Raw genomic sequence first — 22,435 nt, 5'->3', positions numbered from 1 at the left:
TGAGAGGCTAGGACTTTTATCCCAGCCTCTTTTCATTTCTCTTTCAACAAACGGTGATTTGATTACTCATTTTTAGACTTCGTTTCATTCTTTTCCTTATCAATCTTTTGAAGATCCTGATCATTCTTATATTGAATAATAAATTCTACTACTTCTTTTTCAGTCAATCGATCATTGGATAATTGTGAAATTTGAATTGAAATATTTTGCAAACCATAGTCGTTTTGCTTACCAATTATTTTTTTTAATTCCTCGTCAGAAAGATGTTTTCCTGAAATAGTTAACTTTAGTGTATTATTCTCTTTGATAAAGTTCTTTTTTAGTACTGTCTGCTCTTTAAACTGATCAGATAAGTATTTATTTATAGATTCATTAATTAGTGTTTCTTTAACTAATGTAGCTGCTGAAACCAAGCTGGGAATAATAAGAATAAGCGAAACTAGAATTAATATTTTTCTCATTTTATAAGCTTCTTGATTATGTTTAATGTAACGATTTTTTACCATAGTTAAACTTGTGCCAATATAGGTAGCAATCATGATAAAGCTACAATTAATGAAAAATAAATAAGATGCACCTAGCATGAACTTAAAATTTCCTGTTGCTATAGAATAACCAACAGTGCACACAGGAGGCATAAGAGCCGTTGCAATAGCCACTCCAGGTACAATATTATTTGCTTCTTTTTTTCGTGCCCCTATAACTCCAGCCAACCCTCCAACAAAAGCTATAACAACATCCCAAATTGTTGGAGAAGTTCTAGCAATAATTTCTGTACTTGCATAAGAAATAGGAGAAATTAGAAAATAAACTGTAGATGCTATAAGACTCAACGAAACTTGAATAAACAAAATTTTAAACGACTTTCTGAGCAGATTCATATCCAATATCGCTAGCGAAAAACCAATCCCAAGAATGGGTGTCATTAGCGGAGAAATTAACATTGCACCAATGATAACTGGAGTAGAATCCATATTTAGTCCAATAGATGCAATCAACATTGCGCATAACAAAATAGCTAAATCACTTCTTGTTAAATCTAGATCATCATAGATCTTATTTCTAAATTCTGTTAAAGAATAAAGCTTGTCATCCTGTAAAATTTTTCTCAAAACAGCATTCCTCATATTAATGTTTTCCAAAGTATAAACCCACTCTAATTAATGAATGAAATTTGCAATATTGACAAAAAATATAGAAAGTGGTTTATACTAGTAAATATTTTAACATACAATTTGATAAATTTATTATTAACTTATTGCCCATACCATCCTAAATTTTAACTTTTTCCAATCTCCAATTATAGAAGCTCAACGATTATAATGTAGCACAAACGATACGCACTAAAATTTTTCAAACTTTAAGGAACCAATCTATTAGTAAACAATTGTTTAAAATCTATCTAGAATAAGAAAGACGCAACCACCTAAAACACGCTGATAAAAATAAACATTCTATTCATGCCTCACTTTCGCCTCATTTTGAAATAATCAGATTTAAAATCACTTAAAGTATCTTCTGAAAATCACTTACATTTCAATATTTTTGATCATTTTCAAGATGAAAAAGCCTCCCAAATTCATGTAGGAGGCATAGAAATATAAAAAAGCAAGCCTTGAAAATCAAGGCTTTTTTTGATATCAATTTACTTTTGTACCAAATTTTGTAGCGAATAATGATAAAGCTTTTCTTGCTTCATCAAATTTATTAAGAATTCCCTCTTGTCTAGTACATTATGATATAATACTTTTTAAAAAAACTCACTAATAGTGAATAGTGTAAATATCTTATATAAGGAGAACCAGACGAAAATAGAAATTTTATTATCTTATATTGCGCTTAAACATCAAAGAAGAATAATTGGTGAAGAAATATTTGGAATTTTTAAGTAAGGATAGATATATGACATTAAAAACTTATTTATTCAGGTGTAAACGAAGCAATTCTATATGGTTGTTTTGGATTTTTATTAATTCATTATGTGTTTACTTAAATGGTATATTGAGTGCTAAGGCGATTTCTACAATTGTAAATTTTGATTTACAGTCCTTTTTGTATTTAAGTGGAGCCATTTTAGCTGTAAATTTATTATGGGTATTGCAAATTTATCAAAACTCAAAAGCAAGTGAGAAAGCTATACAAGAAATGTGTACTGAAATACGTAAGGATATTGTAAAAAGAATTGAAAAGGATAGTGGGGTACACTTTGCTTCCAAAAGTATTAGCGCCTATACCTCATGGTTGACAAATGATATTAATACAATTCAAGATCTTGGTTTTGAAACACTAGAATTAATGATTAGTCAAGCATTAAATATCATTTTTGCAGTTATTGCCTTTTTTAGCTTTCATTATTCATTGTTGTTTACAATCTTTATATTTTTCATTCTAATGGTAAATCTTCCTAAAATATTTACAAAGAAAATGGAAAAGAAAGCTGTTTATTTTACCGAAAAGAATGAAGAATTGGTTAAAGCGATTGATGATTCTTTAAGTGGATTTCGGATGTTATCCAACGCTAATCAGCTTCATTTCTTGTTGGTCAAGATTCTATCTTATTCAAAAAAATATTCGAGATCTAGGGTCTCATACTCAAAAACTTTTGGTGGACTTATGTCAGTTCAAAATGGAACCAGTTTTGTAAGCCAAATTGCTATGTTGACTCACGCAGGTATCTTATACTTTAACCGATTAATTCCAATAGGTGCTGTCTCATCATCTCAATATTTTTCTTCGATTATTTTTGCGGGCCTAACAGGTTTAACAGCCAATTACGCTGAATTCAAAACTGTAAACAAAATATTTGAAAAGTTTGAATTGACTGATGATCACAGTATAAATGAGACACAGATTAAGAATCAATCTTGGAAGAAATTTATAGATAAACTAGAAATTCAAGCGGTAACTATTGAACGTGAAGGGAAGCTTATCTTAGATAATTTGAATTTCAAAATTGAAAAAAATAAGAAGTACGCAATTTCAGGAACATCAGGTTCAGGGAAATCAACCATATTAAAAGCCATTAATGGTGAAGTTCTACTTTCGAAAGGAGAAATATTCTATGATAACGTCGATTCCAAAAATATCGATTTAGTAGATCTTCACAAACAAATTTCTTATGTCAGTTTAGATGATCATATTTTTAACGAATCTATTTTATTCAATTTAACCTTGGGACGACAATTAGAGGATACAAAAATTGAAAAAGCATTGGATTTATTTTATCTAAGAGACTGGGTTAGTGGATTGCGTCATGGACTGGATACGACTTTATCAGAAATTAGTCAAGATATTTCTAGTGGGCAAAAACAAAGGATTAGTTTAGCTCGAGCCTACCTTGAGGAAAAACCAATTTTGATTATTGATGAAGCAACTGATGCAATTGATAAAGAAAGACGTTATCAAATTGAGAAGTATCTATTCTCAATGCCGGATAAGACTGTTATTTTTGTAAGCCATCATTTAGATGAAAATATAAAATCTCTTTTTGACAAGATTATATATTTAGATTAATTTAAAACTAAGAATAAAATAACTTGCACCCCAAAAGTTAGGTTTAAGTGTCTAACTTTTGGGGTGCAGTTCAATGCTAGGTTATTTTGAATATGAACAAATAAAACAATCAAATCTTGAAGGTTATTTCGATCTCTGATGGGACCCACCAACTAGTTTAAAGTGAAATATGTAAATCTTTTCCTGAAACACCATCTAAAATAAAGGAACTAAGGTTAGGATTCAGCTTATTCAATTTAAATTTTTGAATTTTTGTTATTTCGGGATGAAAAGATACACTTCCATTCGGATATTGCTCTTTCAAAATTTTATCATAAACTTCCTTTATAAAGTATTCCCAGGATTTCGATAAACGATTTGCAAAAACATCCTCTCCTTCAAATAAATATCGTATACCATCTGCTCGATAAGAAGCTAATAAGGCAACAGGAAGAGTACAATTAGGATGATTAATAATCGCCTCTGGCACTTCAAAACCATTATCCCAGTTATAATTATCAAGCAAGACAAAGAGTTCATCTTCAGTCATAATAGACTTAACTTTTTTCACAGCTTCAGTATTGCTTTCAGAACGTAAAATATCATATAGTTTCTTTAATTGCTTAGCATCCATTTTTTACCTCTAGATTTACGAAGCGGGAAAAATTTCTTCATCTTGTGCATTCAAAATAGTTGATTCATCGGTTATAAACTCCATTTTCTTTTCAGACGATAGCGCGTATTTATTTAAAAATGCAACCTTTTCATTCATCTGTTGTTCCATTTTATCCTCCGGTTTGATTTTCTATTCATGTTTCACTGTAGTTCTAGTATACCACAAACCTTATATGCAAAAGCTTGTTCGACTATAGGTCCCTTTACCTACTATCCCCAATTTTTCTCTGCTTCTTTTGGAGCATTGTTACGGATCTTATTAAGCAATCTACTACATTTCAAATTTGCTAAAAAATCCCTTGAAATTATTTCAAGGGATTTTTGAATTAAAGTTTAACTGTCTCGACTCCAAAAGATTGCTAATAAGATCACTGCGCCTAAGATAGAGGGTACTACAGCTGTGTCATGGAGAAGTGGCCCCCAGGTCCCAAAAAGACTTTGGCCTATCCAGGCTCCAAGCAAGCCTAGTATCATCTTGCCAATGCACCCCATCCGCTCACCTCTGTTGGTAATTGCGGCAGCTATCAGACCAATGATAAAACCAACTAACATACTTCCAAGCATGACTTAACCCTCCTTTTTAAATCGTTGAACCAACCAAAGGATGGCCAAGGAAATCACTGAACCAACAAAGGAAGCAAAAATTTTAAAGATAGGGAAAAAGACAACCAAGCCAAGCAGGGCACCGATTAAGCTGACCAACAATTTTAATTTCCATTGTTTGGGCTTCTCAAATGGCGTCAATATAACTGCTACAACTGTTGTCAGTAAACAAGCTGGCAAAGTGAAAATCAATATAAAAATAAGTCCTGTCATCTTAAATTGCCCAGTCTCCATTTCTAAAGATTGCTACACGGCTACCGTCTTCGCGAATGCCGTCAATATCCATCTGGTTAGAGCCAATCATAAAGTCCACATGGACATCCGAGCGGTTGAGACCCGCTGCTTCCAGCTCTTCTTCAGAGAAATTCTCTCCGCCAACTACACTAGTCGCATAAGCAGCTCCGATAGCCAAGTGGTTAGAAGCATTTTCATCAAAAAGAGTATTGAAGAAAGTAATGCCTGACTGAGAAATCGGACTTGGATCTGGAACCAAAGCACACTCACCTAAAGCACGCGCGCCAGCATTTTCAAAGACAAGATCCTTCATAACCTGATCACCCTTTTCAGCCGTAATATCTACAATCTGGCCATCCTTGAAGGTCACCTTGATGCCCTCGATGATGTTACCATTGTAGCTAAGAGGCTTGGTGCTGGTCACATAACCTTCTGCCCGGCGGAAGTCCGGTGCTGTAAAGACCTCTTCTGTCGGCATGTTAGCAATGAAATACTCACCCTGAGCATTGAGACTGCCAGCTGACTCCCAGTGATGGTTCTTGGGCAAGCCCAATGTCAAGTCAGTTCCCGGCGCTGTGTAGTGGAGAGCAGAAAATTGCTCTTCATTTAAAATCTTCGCTTTTGAGCTGAGTTTTTCTTCATGAGCTTTCCAAGCTGTAACTGGATCATCTTCATAGACACGGCAGGTTTTGAAAATCTGATCCCAGAGAAGATCTACTGCTTCCTCATCGCTAGCTGCATTTGGAAAGACCTTCTTAGCCCACTCAGTACCCGCTGCTGCAGCAACTGTCCAGCTGACTTTATTGGATTGGGTTGCGATTCGCATCGGTTTCATAGCCAGTCCCAAGGCCTTAGCAGAAGCTGATAATTTCTCAGCATCCACGCCATTCAAAGCACCTGGGTCAGACGAACGGACACCCAAACGGCTGGCTTTCTTTTCAAGGAGATAGTTCATCTCAGCCACCTTATAGTCAGGGATATTATCCAAGCGGTCCATCGGCGCATGGAGGAATTTCTCACGATTAGTGACATCATCTGCCCACTGGACGATGACCTCATGGGCTCCCAAAGCATAAGCTTCCTTGACAATCAAGTGGGCTAATTCACGCTGCTCTACATCGATATTGAGCGCTACCGTGTGCCCAGGCTGTACATTGATACCATTAGCCACCAATAATTTAGCGTATTTTTCTAAGTTTTCTTTAAAATTTGGTAAAACCATTTTTTTCTCCTTAATAAGCAATATTCTCTTCCTAGTATACCATAAGTACACGCCTCCTGCAGAATCCTTACAACAGAAAGTGCCTTTCCTTCCGTCTTGAATACTTTTTCTCTGCTAGAATATTAAAAATCAAGTCTATTATTTAATCCTTAGACAAGACTTCCTACGATGAGAAAAACGCCTGAATCAAGAATGTTTCAGACGCTTGGATTTTTGAAAGCTGAGGATTAGGGAATGACATAGCCTTGGTCATCTACCATATGAGGATGTTCTGAATTTCCATTCTCCCTCAAGGCTTCCAAATCTTGATCCAAAATGGAATTGTAGTCTGTACTTTCTTCACGCGTTACACGAGTCGATACTTGTCGCAAAAGTTTTTCGTTGAGATTGCGAACCCAGCGACCGTTACTGTGGTCATTGGCACGCAAATAATTTCCTTTCACAATTTCCCCATAGAGAACTTCATTGACTTGGTAGCCTTGCTTGCGTAATCCCATGAGACCGATCTCTACAATCTCATCTGGATTATAGTCCTCAAAGTCAAAGACATTTGGAATCCGACTTTGCAGTCCTGAATTGACTTGCAAGAAGTCATGCATTTCCCTAGTATAACCAGCGAAGATAATGACGATATCTCGACGGTGATCCTCCATAAATTTGAGGACTTCATCCAAGGCCTCCTTCCCGAAATCATCATTTTGACCAGTGTAGAGCGTGTAGGCTTCATCGATGAAGAGGACCCCACCTAGCGCACTTTCTAAGACTTCACGCGTCTTTAAGGCTGTTTGGCCTTGGTAGCCACCAACCAGATTGCTTCTAGATACTTCGATGAATTTCTTCTGCTTGATGACTCCTTTTTGAAAGAGAATATTCCCCAAAATACGAGCAACAGTCGTCTTCCCTGTACCAGGGTTTCCAAGAAAGAGCGAATGCAGGGTTGTATCTTCCACAAGACCACCTTGCTCTGCCCGTTTTTGGTTGAACTCAGCCATGGCTACAAACTGTTCGACTTGCTCTTTCACTTTTGCAATTCCAACCAAGCGGTTGAGAGCTGCCATACCATCTTCTTCCTTATCTGCCCCTGCTTGGTACTTGCCTTGGTTGAGAACAGCATCGATGTCGATATTGAGGATGGTCTCGATATCATCTGAACCTTGGGCCACCACTCGGTCTGCCATGGTCTTGGTCAACTGCTCATCTAGATTACGAATCCAGCGACCATTGCTCTTATCCAATGATCCATCATAGGCCCGCTTGACATGACGAGCATAGTAATCGCGGTCTTCAAGCTTATAGTCTCCCTTGTTCAAGATCATTTCACCCAGTTGGACAATTTCATCTCCTGTGAAATCTTCAAAAATGAAGTTATTAGGGACACGCGAACGGAGCCCTGGATTAGTCCTTAAGAACTCCTCCATTTCTTTGGTATAGCCGGCAAAGATAATCATGATCTCATCACGATTGTCCTCCATAAATTTAAGGATGGTATTGATGGCCTCTATCCCAAAGTCGACATCGCTGTCTTTTTTATCCAAGCTATAGGCTTCATCAATAAAGAGAATCCCACCACGAGCTTTTTCAAGAAGAGCCTGGGTCTGCTCAGCTGTCCCTCCAACATTAGAGGAGATTAAGTCTGACTCAGTCGCTTCGACAAAACGAAATTCCTTACCGGAAAGGACACCTGCCTCAAAGAGAACTTCTCCCAAGAGACGGGCAACGGTCGTCTTCCCTGTACCAGGATTTCCCATGAAGGCTGCATGTAGGGTTTGCTTTTCAGGAGCCTTGCCATTTGCAATCCGCTTTTTGTTAAATTCTACCATGTTGATCATTTTTTTGATCTCATGTTTGACCTTCTCAAGACCAATCAGGCTATTGAGTTCTTCAAGTGCATCGCGTTTCTTTTCTTGTTCAGATCCAGTTGCTGTGGTAGTTGGAACAGTTGTATCAGATGCAGAGCCTGAAGAAGGTGTTTGCGGATTAGCTTTAGCCACTTCTCTGCCTACAAGATAATCACAACCATCCTCAATCTCAGTTATCAGATCACGCGCATCTCCCTGTGTATAAGTAACGGCGTCTGCCTTTACATAGGCAGAACTTTGAAGTCGAATATTTGGATCAGCGATTTTATGGAAAATCATCTGGTCTGCCATTACTACACTATCCGAAAAAGCCCCGAATGAAATTCTTTGAGTATTTTCTGCAAGGAAAGTAGTCTCTCCTGTCAAAGTAGCAAACGATTGGTCATAGATGCATAGAAATTCTGTAAAAGTGGCTTGATGAGCTCGAAGCATACTTCCGTACGAATTTAAGGACGTAATGCAGTCCGAATCAGAGTTGAATTGGACATTGTTATTGAGGCAAACCGCAGTCCCACCAGGCAATTCGATTTTGCAGTTCTCAGATTTCCAGACTACATTATCTAACCAAACTGGTGGATAGTCCATTTCGAGATTCCCACCTTTAACAGTAGAGTTCTTGAGAGTCACTTCTGAGTTAGTCGCACTGATCGTATTAATGTCATATTTTTCAAGGTCGACGGTTTCTAAGGTCAACCTAGCTCCATCTGATAGATCGATTCTAGACAAAACCCTTGAATGACTGATTGATAATTCAGAAGCCACGATACCGATTGAAGCATCGTGTTTTTCGGGAACTTTCATTTCTATATCAGTTAAAATTAGTTTAGAATGCGTGTCTGCGTATAGAAAAAAGTTCTGATTGTTTTGAGTGCTAATTTCAAAACAAACCTGCTTGCAAGTGACTTCAGATCCACTCCATAAAAGAAGGGTAGAATAATTCCCCGTGATTTTAAAACACAAATTTTCAAAGGTGACCTTTGCTCCTGCTACAAATCTGAAAGCTGCCTCAATGGTATTCTTAAAAATTTGGCCATTGCCATTTGGATTAGAAACCACTTGCCCTACAAAATGTAGCTCCTTATCAATGACAATTTCCTGATTGGTCGGCCATTGAAAAGCGTATCCATCTTCAAACTCGATGATGTCCCCATTCTGAGCTTTGTTATAAGCGTCCATAAAATTCCAACTATTGTTGTAAGGACCTACTAAATATTTCGCCACACTCTTCTCCTCTTTTCTTCTGATTACCAATAAAAACTCACTGATTTATCAGCTCATTTACTATACTCTATACACTAAAAATTGTAACACAATCCAGGTTCAATGAAAACATTTAGAAGCGGTTATAAAACTTAAAAACCTCTATTTCCTTTTTTTGAAATAGAGGTTTTGATCTAATCTTTAAAGAGAGACAAGAGAGTTACCATAACTACAGTGGAGCAAACCAATCCGGTCACCTTTATAATCGTATCCGTGTCTAGCTCTAATTGATAACTAAACGATTTTTGAGCTGGTTTATCTTCTGCTACAATACTAAACCTCATTTTTTCCCCTTTCTTACTCCTGATCCAGATACAATCTTTGCGCTTCTGGTCTATTAGATTAGAAGAGCCACAATCAGAAAACTCAAAACTTCTTCTAACAAGTTTGCCTTAAGTCCACGTTTCATAGACAACTTAAAATCATTTTGAATTATTTTAGAAAAATTCATCAAACAGACTCAACTGGTTATCCTCTGGCATATTGCCCAGGATTCCCATATCGTCCATTTTTTCGACTAGGGTGCTAGAGAGGCCACCGCGTTTGCGGAGCTCTGTCTTAGAGAGGAATTCGCCTTCTTCCCGTGCTCTGACCACTTGGCGGGCAACGTTGTCACCCAGACCGTCCATAGCAGAGAATGGCGGGATAAGGGTGTCCCCTTCGATGAGAAACTCGGTCGCATGGCTCTTGTAAAGATCTAGCTTTCCGAATTTGAAGCCTCGCTCCAGCATTTCATTGACGATTTCCAAAGTCGTATAAAGGTCAATTTCTACATTGGAAGCTTCGTTGTTCTTGCGCTTTTCAGCGATTTCGCTCATCCGGCGCTTGACGGTATCAAGTCCGCCACTCATGGTCTTAATATCAAAGGCCTTAGCCCGGATGGAGAAATAAGCACAGTAGTAATAAATCGGATGATGCACCTTGAAGTAGGCCACCCGCAGGGCCATCATAACATAGGCTGCCGCATGGGCCTTGGGGAACATGTACTTGATCTTTCCACAGGACTCGATGTACCATTCTGGCACATTGTTTTCCTTCATAGCTGCGATGTAGCCATTGCGCTCTTCTTCAGAAATCTTCAGCCAGAGGCCCTTCCGCACGCGCTCCATGATCGTAAAGGCCATCTTAGGATCCAAGCCCTTGTGCATGAGGTAAACCATGATGTCGTCCCGACAGCCGATAACAGTGGACAGGTCAGCAATTCCTTGCTTGATCAAGTCTTGAGCATTCCCCAACCAAACGTCCGTCCCATGAGAGAGACCAGATAGCTGTAAGAGCTCGGCAAAGGTCGTCGGATGGGTCTCATCAACCATTCCCCGTACAAAATTGGTTCCAAACTCCGGAATTCCCAGCATACCAGTCGGCGTGCCGATCTGCTCCTGAGTCACTCCCAGAATGTCTGTCCCAGAAAAGAGGGCCATGACACCAGGATCATCCATAGGAATATCAGTAGGATCAATGCCAGATAAGTCTTGAAGCTTCCGAATCATGGTCGGATCATCGTGCCCCAGAACGTCTAGCTTGAGGACATTTTCATCGATATCATGGAAGTTGAAGTGGGTGGTCTGCCACTCGGCCGTCACATCATCAGCTGGATATTGGACTGGTGTAAAGTCATAAACATCCATGTAGTTCGGGATAACAACGATTCCGCCCGGGTGTTGTCCAGTCGTCCGCTTGACTCCGGCCGCCCCCTGCGCCAGACGCTCAACTTCGGCGTCTCGGTAGAACTTCCCGTAGTCGCGCTCATAGCCCTTGACAAATCCATAGGCAGTCTTAGCAGCCACCGTACCAACCGTTCCTGCGCGAAAGGCATATTCCTCACCAAAGATATCCCGCACGTCCAAGTGGGCGCTAGGCTGATCCTCTCCGGAGAAGTTCAAATCAATATCGGGTACCTTGTCCCCGTCAAATCCAAGGAAGGTCTCAAACGGAATATCTTGCCCATTTTTGCTGAGTTTGTGGCCGCACTCTGGGCAGTCCTTATCCGGCATGTCGAAGCCAGAACCATAGGATCCATCCGTGATGAACTCGCTGCATTGGCATTTGCCACAGACATAGTGGGGCGACAGAGGATTAACCTCGGTAATCCCAATCATGGTCGCGACAAAGCTGGAGCCGACAGACCCCCGCGAGCCTACCAGATAGCCCCGCTCGTTGGAGCGCTGCACCAGCATCTGCGAAGCCAGGTAAATCACGGCAAAGCCATTCCCCAAGATAGAGGTCAACTCTTTTTCAATCCGCAAGTCCACGATATCTGGCAGTGGATTACCATAAATCTCAAAGGCTTTTTGATAGGTCAGCTCAGCAACTGTCTCCTCAGCCTTGTCAATGAAAGGTGTATAGAGGTCGCCCTTTACCACCTCGACTGGCTCAAAGGTCTCCGCCAGCTGATTCGGATTGGTGATGACCAACTTCTTAGCTAAGTCCTCACCCAAGAAGGCAAATTCGTCCAGCATCTCATTAGTGGTCCGGAAGTGAGCCTTAGGAAGCGGAGCCGGCTGGGCATTTTCACCGTGACCAATGGTCCGATTAATCATGGCTCCCTGACCGAGACTCCGAACGATAATCTCACGATAGATTTCTTCTTCCGGCTCGATATAGTGGACGTTCCCCGTCGCAAGGACAGGCTTGCCCAAGCGGTCTCCGACCTCAATCAGATTGCGAATAATGGTATGCAGTTCTTCCTGGTCCTTGATTTGCTCCTTGGCAATCAGTGGCTCATAGATGGCCGGTGGCATGACCTCGATAAAGTCATAATACTTGGCTACTTCGACAGCCGCATCCACCCCCTGAGAGACAACAGCATCATAGACTTCGCCTTCTGAGCAGGCTGAGCCCAGAATCAGGCCTTCACGATGGGCATCTAATACGGTCCGTGGAATCCGCGGGACACCTTCGAAATACTTGGTATTGGACAGACTGACTAACTTGAAAATATTCTTGAGTCCCGTCTGATTTTTCACATAAATGGTCGCATGCTTGACCCGAGCCTTCTTGTAAGAATTCTCATCGACCAGATCCGTATTCAAATCCTTGAGATTGGTCACACCATGCTTTTCAGCCACATCCTTGATAAAGATAAAGAGGAGACGGCCCGTCGCTTCCGCGTCATAGTTGGCCATGTGGTGATGCTCCAGAGCAATCTGGAAACGCTTGGTCAAAGGCCCCAGACCATGACGCTTGTACTCTGGATAGAGGTTGCGGGCAAATTCCAGCGTGTCAATGACCGGCTGGGTAATTTTTGGCAGGCTATGACGCTCATAGTTGACATTCATAAAGCCTACGTCAAAAGTAGCATTATGGGCAACGAGGACACTGTCCTGGCAAAATTCCTGAAATTCTTTGAGCACCTGCTCCAGGGGTTTGGCATTGCGGACATGCTCATCTGTAATCCCCGTCAGATCCGTCGTAAAGGCCGAAAGAGGATGCCCAGGATTGATAAACTCATCAAACTCAGCGATGATATTGCCCTTGTGCATCTTGCTGGCAGCGACTTGAATCAAGTCATTGTAGACGGCTGAAAGTCCCGTTGTTTCCACGTCAAAGACTACATAGGTCGCATCGCTCAGCTCCATGTCTACTTCATTATAGACGATGGGCACCCGGTCTTCTACAATATTGGCCTCCATACCGTAAATCAGCTGGATACCAGCTTTCTTGGCAGCCTTGTAACCGTGGGGAAAGCTCTGCACATTGCCATGGTCGGTAATGGCGACAGCCTTGTGGCCCCACTTGGCGGCCGTTGCCACGATTTCCTCGACCTCAGGCAGGGCGTCCATGGTAGACATATTGGTATGGGCGTGAAACTCGACCCGCTTCTGCCCTTCAGGCATCAAGTCCTTGCGCTCATAGTGGGTAACTTCCTGCACATCCTGCACATTCATGGTCAGGTCACGAGTGAAGTTGTTCATCTCGACATTTCCTCGCACACGTAGCCAAGCCCCCTTCTTAATCATGTCAAACTTCTTGGCTTCTTCCTCGTTTTTCATCCATTTCTGCAAGGAGAAGCTGGAAGTATAGTCTGTCATCTTGAAATTGAGCAAGACCCGGCCGGTCCGAGTAACCTTTTGCTCCAGATCAAAGACCATTCCCTCAAAGACCAGGCGATTTTCCTCAGTCTGAACTTCAATCATAGGGGTAATCTCTGCCTTGTCCAGCTTTGGTTTAGCTGCAGCCTTGCGAGCTTGGAAATCATAGGCTGGTTTTTCCTCCGGCGGTGGCGCCATTTGCTGTAGAGATTCCATGGCTTTGAGAGCTTCTTCATTAGCTTCTTGAACAATCTTGTCATTCTCTGCCTGGAAATTCTCTGCCTGTTGCTGGGTTAACTCATCGCTGTGCTGAACCTGACAGGTCAACTGAGGAAAGCCATACTTGACTAGCTGGCGACTGAGATTTGGTAGGTGATTCTTGCGAAAATGCTCCGTATCAATGGTCGAGGGACCTTCAATTAGCAACTTGTCCTCATCCAAATGGACCCGCAAATCCTGATACAGGCTCTTAAAACCATGGCTGGCACATGGACCTTCCTCAAAGGCCAGCTGGTAATAAGCCTGCAAAAGCTCATCAGATACCTGAGGCGCCTGACAGTGAATTTCAAAAATAGCTTGATTGCCTGTCTTCGAAAACTCTTGAGCTAAGCGCTTCTGCAATTCCCTAAAAATCTCAACAGGCAGAATATCCTCAAAAGAAAAATGAAATTCCCAGACCCGACTGACCTTGTGGACCAAAACCTTCTCGATTTCTGCATTCAAAAAGGCCTCTGAATTTCTCATCTCCAGTGGCATATCTAGCTGATTCATTAAAATTTCAAACTTGTTTGACATGACATTTCCTCGTACAGTAGTGACCTTATTTTACCATAAATCAGCACTTTTTTCGACAGAAAAAGGACAGAGCAATGCTCAGCTCCCCATATAATTATCAAGACTTTTTTCTTGGTCCTAAGTTATGATATAATAGAAAAAACATTTACCTAAAGGAGTCTTAACTGTGAAGAAAATCTTACTAGCTAGCATCTGTCTACTGACCCTAACTGCTTGTAGCACGACCAGTCAGAATAAGCAAGAAAATACACCCAAGCAAAGTCAGAGTCAAAGTAAAAGTAAAACCAAAGAAGAAAAGACACAGACGAAAACTTTTTCTAAAAAAATCGATGAGGATTATACTAATTCAGTCAAACTTTTCTATACTAAAGACAAGATCCTATCTTTCCAACTCATCTCCAGCCAGGCTATCCCTGAAGAAAGTCAAAAAATGAGTGTTGAAGAATTAAAGAAATCCTATAGTGAAGATCTTAAGAAAAGTTCCATGATTGAAAATCAAGAAAAGCTAAAAGGGCTTAAAATTCATCTTAAAATTTCTGAAGACAAGAAAAACGCTATAGCCATTTTTGACTTTGATCTCAGCAAAATAGATCAAGAACAGTTGATTCAGTCAGCAAATGACTCTGAAAGTAGTCAAACTTTCTTCAGGAAACTTCAAGATAAACCAGATGTTGTCTTTGATTATTTGAAGGGGCAAGGACTCAAAGAAGAATAAAAAAGCTTTCTGATTAATTTTTAAACTTATACCTGTTCATAAATTTTAGTATATTTTCTAATACAAGTTATTAACTTTTGTTTTATTTTGATATAAATTTCAAGGAATTTTTATGCGCTTAACTAAAAAAACTTTTCTTATTGGTGTCGCTTCTCTTCTTATTTTAGGCTTAGCTGCATGGGGAGTAAATTTATTTCTCGTTAAGCACAACGCTCAGCAAAGTTTTGATAAAAATTTTATTCACTATCAAGCAAAAAGTGACGATCACGAAACTTTTATTACTCAAGGCATCGGAAAAAAAGAAGTCTATAATTTATCCTACTCTCCTTCTAAGAAGACCATTGAAATAACCAAATCGACTAAAAATGGAGATAGCTATTCTGCCGATTCCATTTACGGAGCAGTAAATCTCTATGATATAAAACAAAACGGTAATAGCTACGTCTTCATAACAGCTGCAAAACCAATAATCGTTGACTTCGGATTGACTTCAGTAAGGGTAACTTATGACGGAGGTAATTTTGAAACTCCATACTCTGAGCTACATTTTGGTGAATCTTTCCCTAGTGAAGACAACTAGATTGCTACTTCTCTAGACTGGCAGTCTTTAACTATGAACTAACCAAGCTATTAGGCTGTGGTTAGTTTTTGTTTGCAAAAAAAGCGGTTGAAACCGCCTTTATTTATCTTAATACTGCTTCCGCCAAAGCCTTCTGAATAGCAATGACACTTTTATCACTTCGGAAAGTTAAGGTTTCGGCTGGTTCTTCAGCACTGGATACCCAGATTTTCAACTCAGCGTCAAGGTCAAAGTGTCCAGCCGTTTCCACTGAAAATCGACTGATAGAGCGATAAGGATAAGACTTATAAGCCGTTTTCTTGCCCGTCATCCCTTGCTTATCAACCAAAATCAAGCGCCCATCTGTAAACACAATCAAATCTCGAATAAGACTGAAGGCCAGTTCCACATTTTCCGTTGGTGTTAGAATATTCTCTAGTTCTCTTTCAACTTTATCAATATCTTTTTGAGAAGCATTGCCCAGCAAACCACTAAATAATCCCATGATTTCGTCCTCCGATTCATTTTTTCTTACTATAGCATTTTCAAGTCCAATAAGCAAAAGAAAACTGCCAGGCAAAACTGGCAGTTTATCTATATTAAAATTAACAAAATTAAAATCACTATAACTTATTTATTATTAATAATACCGTTCGCAGGCCCGGATCTATTCCGTACGTCATTTTTGAGGTAGAAGAATCTATATTTTTAGTAGACAAAAATAAGAAAAACAACGTCAAAAATAATAGAATTGCTAAAATTACTTTTCTATTTTTCATTTCAATTCCTCCCTTTGGGAATGATGCTCTTAAAATCAAGTTAATTAACATATAATACTTGTAGATTCATCATTTCATTTTCTTTAAACTAAAATAAATGATTTCTAATAATTGTCCATTATATAACGTTCTATATTTAAAACCATTTGTTGATTGTTATCTAAGTCATATAAAAACTTGGCTGTTTCAAAATATTCTTTTGTTAATTTCTTATTAGAAAAGCTTTCACTAATATTTCCAAGCAAGCAGTATAAATCAGCAAGATGATACGTTGACCTATATTTTTTACACTGTTCTATCGTCTCAGTAGTTTCCTTAATAGCAGATTCAATATCTTTTTTTAACCATAGATGACGGCAAAAATTATATTTAATTTTTAAAACAAGTTCTAACTCCTCTACTGTAACAATTTGTATGCTACTTACCTTAAGCATTAAATCCTTATTAATAACTTCAAACTTTTCTAATTTGTTGACTTCATAATAATAATTCGATAAGGTATTTGCTAATCGGAGATAATTTATATCTGTTTTCTTAAATTGACTTAGCATTTCTTCTAACTGATCTATAGCTTTATCTTTCTTTCCATAGTAATAAAATTGTATGAGAGAGTGTATCCACTCCATATACATTTTATCGGATAGCGATAATTGATGTTTTTTTGCATTTTCAAGCTCATAAATATATCTTAAAGATTCATAATTTCTATAATGTATGAATTTTTTAGATAAGTTTTTAAAGTCCAACAGCTCACTATTTCTACTAGAATTATTTTCTTCATCAAAAAAATAATCCATACTGACTTTCAACCTTTTAGCTAATTCGTGTAACAAATCTGATCCCGGAGTATATTCTCCGTTTTCTAAACGACTAATTTGTCCTTGCTTACATATTCCATCAGCCAGTTCTTTTTGCGATAACTTTAATTCTTTTCTTCTTTGTTTCAAGCGCGAAGCTAACAGCGTACTCATATTTTTCCTCTTATATTGGTATATATATTATCTATTATTTTAACATGTCCTTCCTATATTTTACAACCTATTGGGCAAGCTCCCAAATCTTGCTATATTTACATTTATCATCTTCTGTATAGTGATGAGCAATTTCAATCACAGTTGCATTTGTATTTAATAAAACGTCCCTAATTTTTGATGCGGTTTTATTATCGAGAGAGGAGGAAAATTCATCCACTAAAATAAGCGAATACTGTCTTAATAATGCTCGCGCAACAATCAATCTCGCTTTCTCGCCACCCGATAATTTTTCACCATTATTTCCAACTTTATATTCTACCCCTTTTCTCAATATCAGATTTTGCAACCCTGATTGTTGGGTAGCATTACTTATTTCTTCAGATGAAAACTTTTCACCTAATGTTAAATTGAAAAGCAAAGTATCATCAAAAATAACAAGTTCTTGTGGTATATAACCAACATTAGCATAGATATAAGATTGCTTAACATCTTCTATTTTTTGACTATTAATAAAAATATCACCTGATAATTTATCAATTTCTTTAAATATAGTCTTGTAAATTGTCGTTTTGCCAGCTCCCGATGGTCCGATAATTAATACCTTATCGCCTTTCGCTAGATTATCAGTGAGATTGAAAAGTGGAAATGTATATCCAAAGTTTACATTATTAAATATAATTTCAACATCTTCGATAGAACGACTATTTTCTTCGTCAACTAGCTCCTCAATAGCAGAATCAAACAATATTGCTTCTAACTTTTCTCTTATTGGGACGCTTATACGCATATCATTCCAGTGATTAATTGCGTTTTCAAGCGGACTTAAAACTCTATCACTAGCAAGAAACACAGCAACCAATTCACCAATTGATAAGTACCCTTTGATAGCTAAATAACCGCCTAAACCAAAAGGTAATATTCCAGAAATGACTGCAAAAGAATTAATTATAAAAGTGACCCTATAGGACAATTTGTTTTTTTATAAGTACTCTTTTCCCTTGTGTTCAGTTTTAAAAGAAAGCGATTAATAAAATACGATGCTCGTCTATAATGCTTCATCACACTAACTGCATGTAAATTTTCATTTATTTCTTTTATTAATGCTTCATTAGCTTTACTCCATTCAACACTACTATTTTTTAATTGCTTTTCAAAAAACTTTGGCAATATTAAAGGAATAACTGAAAATAAAATAAAAATAAGTGAAACTTGCCATGAAATTGTTAAAACATATATTAAGGAAATCATGGAAAACCAAATACAGTAAAGGAAATTTAATAATGCCTCTACATACTGCTTCTCAAGTAAAGGAATATCGTTATAAATTATATTTTCTGTGTCCTCACTTGGCAAATTTTTATGAACAGCATAAGTAAATATCCTGTATTTAGCTAATTGACTAAAGTTACAATTAACTTTTGCAACGTACTTTTTCCACAAAAACAAGCACAATTGCAAAAGTATATACCCCACAATACCATATAAAGTAATATAAAATAAGTTACTAATATCTTTTGATTGAACACTATCAATAATCCCATTAACAATAACTGGAACAACTAAAGTATCCAATCCCGTTAACAAACTGAACAGAATAGCTAATATTACATTTTTTTTATTCAAAATTGACAAAATCTTCATTTACAGTTGTCTCCTTAAAGATTGAAAGTTCCTTATCTAAATAAAATATTTACTCACTTTTACTCCTAATGTTTACATTGTAGCACTGCTCATCTAGTACGTCAATAACAAAATATACCATTTTTTTATTTTTTTAAATAAAATAAAATAACGGTATATTTTTTGTTGTATCTTCATAGTGCCTAACTTCCTTTTTTCCCCTTTACCAAAAAGGAAATTTTCAAAAAGAAAACTGCCAGGCAAAACTGGCAGTTTATCTTATTTCGTTAAAATAGACAAGGTTTCGATCAAGTTGTCCGCATGGACCTCAATGGTATCGCCACTTGCTTTAATTTTGACTTCTACAATGCCTTCAGCAGCTTTCTTACCAACGGTTACTCGGATTGGTAGACCAATCAAGTCGCTATCGCTAAACTTAACACCAACCCGCTCATTGCGGTCATCGACTAAGACTTCATAGCCAGCTCCAACTAAACTTTCTTCAATCTTGTCGGTCAAAGCCAAGCTTTCTTCATCTTTGACATTGACTGGGATCAAATGAACGTCAAATGGTGCCAATTCTTTAGGGAAGTTAATTCCCCAAGCATAACGATACTCACCTTTAGGGGTTTTATTAACAAAGAGGCGGGCATGCTGTTCCATGACAGCTGAAAGTAGACGGCTAACACCGATACCATAGCAACCCATCACAAGGGGAACTGCTCGGCCATTTTCATCTAGAACTGTCGCATTCATGCTGTCAGAGTAACGAGTCCCCAGTTTAAAGATGTGCCCAATCTCAATCCCACGTGCAAACTTCAGAACACCATTACCATCTGGAGAAATTTCACCTTCGCGAACTTCACGGATATCGACATATTCAGCAGTAAAGTCACGCCCAGGATTTACCCCTGTCAAGTGGTAGCCATCTTCATTAGCTCCAGCAACAGCGTTGGACAAGTCTTGAACTTTACGGTCAGCGATGATGGTCACTTCTTCTGGCAAATTAACTGGACCAAGAGAGCCAAAGTTTGCTCCGAACAATTCTTGGACATCTGCTTCTGTTGCTGCTTCAAAGAAGTCAGCCCCCAAGTGGTTTTTCAATTTGACTTCATTGAGCTGGTCGTTTCCTACAAGCAAAGCCACTACCGGATTTTCATCTGCAATGTATACCAAGGTCTTGATGGTTTGCTCCTCAGAAACTTCTAGGAAGGCTGCAACTTCATCAATAGTCTTACAGTTTGGTGTTTCCACACGAACAAGTTCGGTTTCAGCTGCTACACGATTGCTCGGCTTGTATTCATTCGTTGCCATCTCAAGGTTAGCTGCATAGCTTGACTCACTAGAGTAAGCGATAGTATCCTCACCAGAAACCATCCAGTTGCTTAGCTCAGCCTTAATGGCTTCCAAAACATCTGCAGGGATTTCGTCCAAGCTTGCAACGGATTTATCCAATACCAACCAACGATCCAAGTCCGTCCGATCAGGAGTAATCGCCATAAATTCTTGGCTATCCTTTCCTCCCATAGCTCCGCCATCTCCAATGATAGCTTTAAAGTCAATCTCGCTACGAGTGAAGATTTTTTCATAGGCAGACTTGTATTCATCATACGTCACATCCAAACTATCATAGTTTGCATGGAAGCTATAAGCATCTTTCATGATGAACTCTCGCGTCCGCAAAAGACCGTTACGAGGACGTTTTTCATCACGATATTTTGGCTGGATTTGATACAGATTCAGCGGTAATTGCTTGTAAGATTTCACTGAATCACGCACTAGGGCAGTAAAGGTTTCTTCATGGGTTGGCCCCAAGATAAAGTCTGATCCCTCACGGTTCTTTAACTTGAAGAGGTCATCACCATAGGTCTCGTAACGCCCTGACTCGCGCCAAAGATCTGCACTTAGCAAAGCTGGCGCCAACATTTCTACTGCACCAATTTTTTCGAATTCTTGGCGCATGATATTTTTAGCTTTTTCAATAACTCTATTGGCCAATGGCAGATAAGAATAAACTCCCGCTGACACTTGGCGAACATAGCCCGCCCGCAAAAGCAAGGCATGACTGATAACCTGCGCATCACTTGGCATTTCACGCAAGGTTGGAATTAGCATTTTACTTTGTTTCATAAAAACTCCTTTAATTACATTTGAAGGCAGTGAAGGAACTTTAGCAATCTACGTTTTATCTTCACTTGCCCTTACTTAAAAGAATGTACGCATAATATCATTCCAGGTCACAGCAATCATCAGCACAACCATAATCGCTACACCTGCTAAGGTTACATAAGTCTCTGTTTCGCGCTTGAGCGGTTTTCTGCGAATTGCTTCAATAATGTTGAGAACAATCTTTCCACCGTCAAGAGCTGGTATCGGAATCAAATTGAAAATACCAATATTGATTGATAGCAGAGCCAATAGACTAATCACCTGATCCAGACCAGCTTGTGCCGCTTGGCTGCTGACACGGAAAATAGCTACTGGTCCTCCCAGTTGATTAAGACTAGGATGGAAAATCAAGTTTTTCAAAGCATTTAAAATACGGAAGGCCGCATCCCAAGCCATGGTCAGACCACCTACCATCATGGACATCAGATCCGACTTCATACCTGGCGTGACACCTAATAAGTAACGGTCCCCTTCTTTTTTAGGACTGACTGTTACTTCTTTGGTCTCGTTTCCGCTTTTAACCGTCAGGTTAAGTTTGGGATTCTTTTGACCTTTCGTTTCCTTTTCAACTGCCTGAGTCAAATCATCCCAGTTTGAAATTTCTGTCTGACCAACCTTTAGAATCTGGTCGTTATTTTTTACACCAGCTTGAGCTAAGGCACCGTTCGGAGCAACCTGTACGTGGTTTGTGTCCAGATTTTGAACACCACCTTGTAGAGCAATTAGAATCCAAAAAGCCACGATACCCAAAATAAAGTTATTCATAGGGCCAGCAAAGTTTGTGATTAAACGGCCCCAGATTGTTGCATTTTGGTACTGAACATCTAAAGGCGCAATCCGAACTTCTGTCCCATCTGCTTCAACGATAGTTGCATCGTGATCAACTGAGTAGGTTCTACTTTCTTCAAGAACCAAACCAGTGATTTCTAATTTATCTTCAAAATCAAAACTTGTCACATTCATCGGCAGGGCTGTCTGGTCAATCTTCTTGCCAGATAGATTTACTCGAATAACCTTGCCTTCTTCATTCAGAGTCAGACTGACAGGTGTTCCTGTTTTGATTTCAGTTGTATCGTCACTCCAGCCAGCCATGCGCACATAGCCACCTAGAGGAAGAATCCGAATGGTATAGGCTGTTCCATCTTTTCCAATATGAGAAAAGATTTTCGGTCCCATTCCAATAGCAAACTCTCGAACGAGAATGCCTGACTTTTTGGCAAAGTAGAAATGTCCATACTCATGAACCACTACAATAATACCAAAAACAATGATGAAGGTGAGGAGTCCCATAATTCCCATACTTTCCTTACCACACATTCCTTTCTAAATCTTGACTTCTGGAGTCTAAATCAAAGAGGCTGGGAGTGTCTCCCAGTACTCTGTTTTTCATTAAATTTTGTTCCAGGCAGAAGAAACTGCTTATCTCCAACTCTGCACATCTTAAACAA

At 38.9% G+C, this 22,435-nt stretch carries 18 protein-coding genes; 3 read left to right on the top strand and 15 right to left on the bottom strand.

The features are described from left to right. Positions 1-62: 62 nt before the first annotated feature. Positions 63-1,127 (bottom strand): TIGR00341 family protein, encoded by a 1,065-nt coding sequence (locus tag HMPREF3108_RS03920; RefSeq protein ID WP_048809681.1) that lies wholly within the window; start codon positions 1,125-1,127, stop codon positions 63-65. 775 nt (positions 1,128-1,902) lie between these two features. Here HMPREF3108_RS03920 and HMPREF3108_RS03915 point away from each other — a divergent pair. Continuing rightward, positions 1,903-3,513: an ATP-binding cassette domain-containing protein gene (locus HMPREF3108_RS03915; protein WP_070493480.1), complete on the top strand. Its 1,611-nt coding sequence runs from the start codon at positions 1,903-1,905 to the stop codon at positions 3,511-3,513. Between the two features lie 157 nt (positions 3,514-3,670). Here HMPREF3108_RS03915 and HMPREF3108_RS03910 read toward each other — a convergent pair whose 3' ends face one another. The 8 genes from HMPREF3108_RS03910 to HMPREF3108_RS03885 all read right to left on the bottom strand — a co-directional run bounded on the left by HMPREF3108_RS03910 (position 3,671) and on the right by HMPREF3108_RS03885 (position 14,171). Next, entirely contained in the window at positions 3,671-4,126 is a 456-nt protein-coding gene (locus tag HMPREF3108_RS03910; protein WP_070493385.1) for a DUF4274 domain-containing protein, read from the bottom strand. Between the two features lie 15 nt (positions 4,127-4,141). Beyond that, positions 4,142-4,276 (bottom strand): hypothetical protein, encoded by a 135-nt coding sequence (locus HMPREF3108_RS10890; protein ID WP_048809682.1) that lies wholly within the window; start codon positions 4,274-4,276, stop codon positions 4,142-4,144. 224 nt (positions 4,277-4,500) lie between these two features. Then, positions 4,501-4,731: a GlsB/YeaQ/YmgE family stress response membrane protein gene (locus HMPREF3108_RS03905; protein ID WP_045504405.1), complete on the bottom strand. Its 231-nt coding sequence runs from the start codon at positions 4,729-4,731 to the stop codon at positions 4,501-4,503. Positions 4,732-4,734: 3 nt separating this feature from the next. Then, complete coding sequence (locus HMPREF3108_RS03900) at positions 4,735-4,983, bottom strand: hypothetical protein (protein WP_231083275.1); 249 nt, start codon at positions 4,981-4,983, stop codon at positions 4,735-4,737. 1 nt (position 4,984) lies between these two features. Further along, positions 4,985-6,226 (bottom strand): aminopeptidase, encoded by a 1,242-nt coding sequence (locus HMPREF3108_RS03895; protein ID WP_070493382.1) that lies wholly within the window; start codon positions 6,224-6,226, stop codon positions 4,985-4,987. Between the two features lie 227 nt (positions 6,227-6,453). Further along, on the bottom strand, positions 6,454-9,306 hold the full coding sequence (locus tag HMPREF3108_RS03890) for an AAA family ATPase (protein WP_070493379.1): 2,853 nt from the start codon (positions 9,304-9,306) through the stop codon (positions 6,454-6,456). Positions 9,307-9,479: 173 nt separating this feature from the next. Next, a complete protein-coding gene (locus HMPREF3108_RS10795) occupies positions 9,480-9,629 on the bottom strand; it encodes a hypothetical protein (RefSeq protein ID WP_008809826.1) in 150 nt (49 codons plus the stop codon). 153 nt (positions 9,630-9,782) lie between these two features. Then, on the bottom strand, positions 9,783-14,171 hold the full coding sequence (locus HMPREF3108_RS03885; protein ID WP_070493376.1) for a PolC-type DNA polymerase III: 4,389 nt from the start codon (positions 14,169-14,171) through the stop codon (positions 9,783-9,785). 166 nt (positions 14,172-14,337) lie between these two features. Between HMPREF3108_RS03885 and HMPREF3108_RS03880 the strand changes: the two genes are divergently transcribed. Further along, positions 14,338-14,886 carry a lipoprotein gene (locus tag HMPREF3108_RS03880; protein WP_048777219.1) on the top strand — a complete coding sequence of 183 codons (549 nt, stop codon included), beginning with the start codon at positions 14,338-14,340 and terminating at the stop codon, positions 14,884-14,886. Positions 14,887-14,998: 112 nt separating this feature from the next. Next, positions 14,999-15,466 (top strand): hypothetical protein, encoded by a 468-nt coding sequence (locus HMPREF3108_RS03875; RefSeq protein ID WP_048777220.1) that lies wholly within the window; start codon positions 14,999-15,001, stop codon positions 15,464-15,466. Between the two features lie 103 nt (positions 15,467-15,569). Here the strand turns inward: HMPREF3108_RS03875 and HMPREF3108_RS03870 are convergent, their stop codons facing one another. From HMPREF3108_RS03870 to rseP, 6 genes are all read right to left on the bottom strand, one after another. After that, positions 15,570-15,950, bottom strand: coding sequence for a PH domain-containing protein (locus HMPREF3108_RS03870; RefSeq protein ID WP_045773451.1), 381 nt, complete (start codon positions 15,948-15,950; stop codon positions 15,570-15,572). Positions 15,951-16,328: 378 nt separating this feature from the next. Next, entirely contained in the window at positions 16,329-17,195 is an 867-nt protein-coding gene (locus HMPREF3108_RS03865) for a helix-turn-helix domain-containing protein (protein WP_061593959.1), read from the bottom strand. Between the two features lie 67 nt (positions 17,196-17,262). Then, positions 17,263-18,168 carry an ATP-binding cassette domain-containing protein gene (locus HMPREF3108_RS03860; protein WP_070493373.1) on the bottom strand — a complete coding sequence of 302 codons (906 nt, stop codon included), beginning with the start codon at positions 18,166-18,168 and terminating at the stop codon, positions 17,263-17,265. Next, positions 18,144-18,839 carry an ABC transporter transmembrane domain-containing protein gene (locus HMPREF3108_RS03855; RefSeq protein ID WP_070493370.1) on the bottom strand — a complete coding sequence of 232 codons (696 nt, stop codon included), beginning with the start codon at positions 18,837-18,839 and terminating at the stop codon, positions 18,144-18,146. Before HMPREF3108_RS03855 ends, HMPREF3108_RS03860 begins: the two co-directional genes overlap by 25 nt. 258 nt (positions 18,840-19,097) lie before the next feature. Next, a complete protein-coding gene (locus tag HMPREF3108_RS03850) occupies positions 19,098-20,948 on the bottom strand; it encodes a proline--tRNA ligase (RefSeq protein ID WP_048777223.1) in 1,851 nt (616 codons plus the stop codon). A gap of 75 nt (positions 20,949-21,023) precedes the next feature. Further along, a complete protein-coding gene (gene rseP / locus HMPREF3108_RS03845; protein ID WP_176744514.1) occupies positions 21,024-22,280 on the bottom strand; it encodes an RIP metalloprotease RseP in 1,257 nt (418 codons plus the stop codon). Positions 22,281-22,435 lie beyond the last annotated feature (155 nt).

Origin of the sequence: Streptococcus sp. HMSC10A01 (assembly GCF_001807785.1) — a bacterium.
In the GTDB taxonomy this organism is placed as follows: domain Bacteria; phylum Bacillota; class Bacilli; order Lactobacillales; family Streptococcaceae; genus Streptococcus; species Streptococcus gordonii.
Note: the sequence above shows the minus strand (reverse complement) of the source record. Positions and strands in the feature narration are given on the sequence as shown.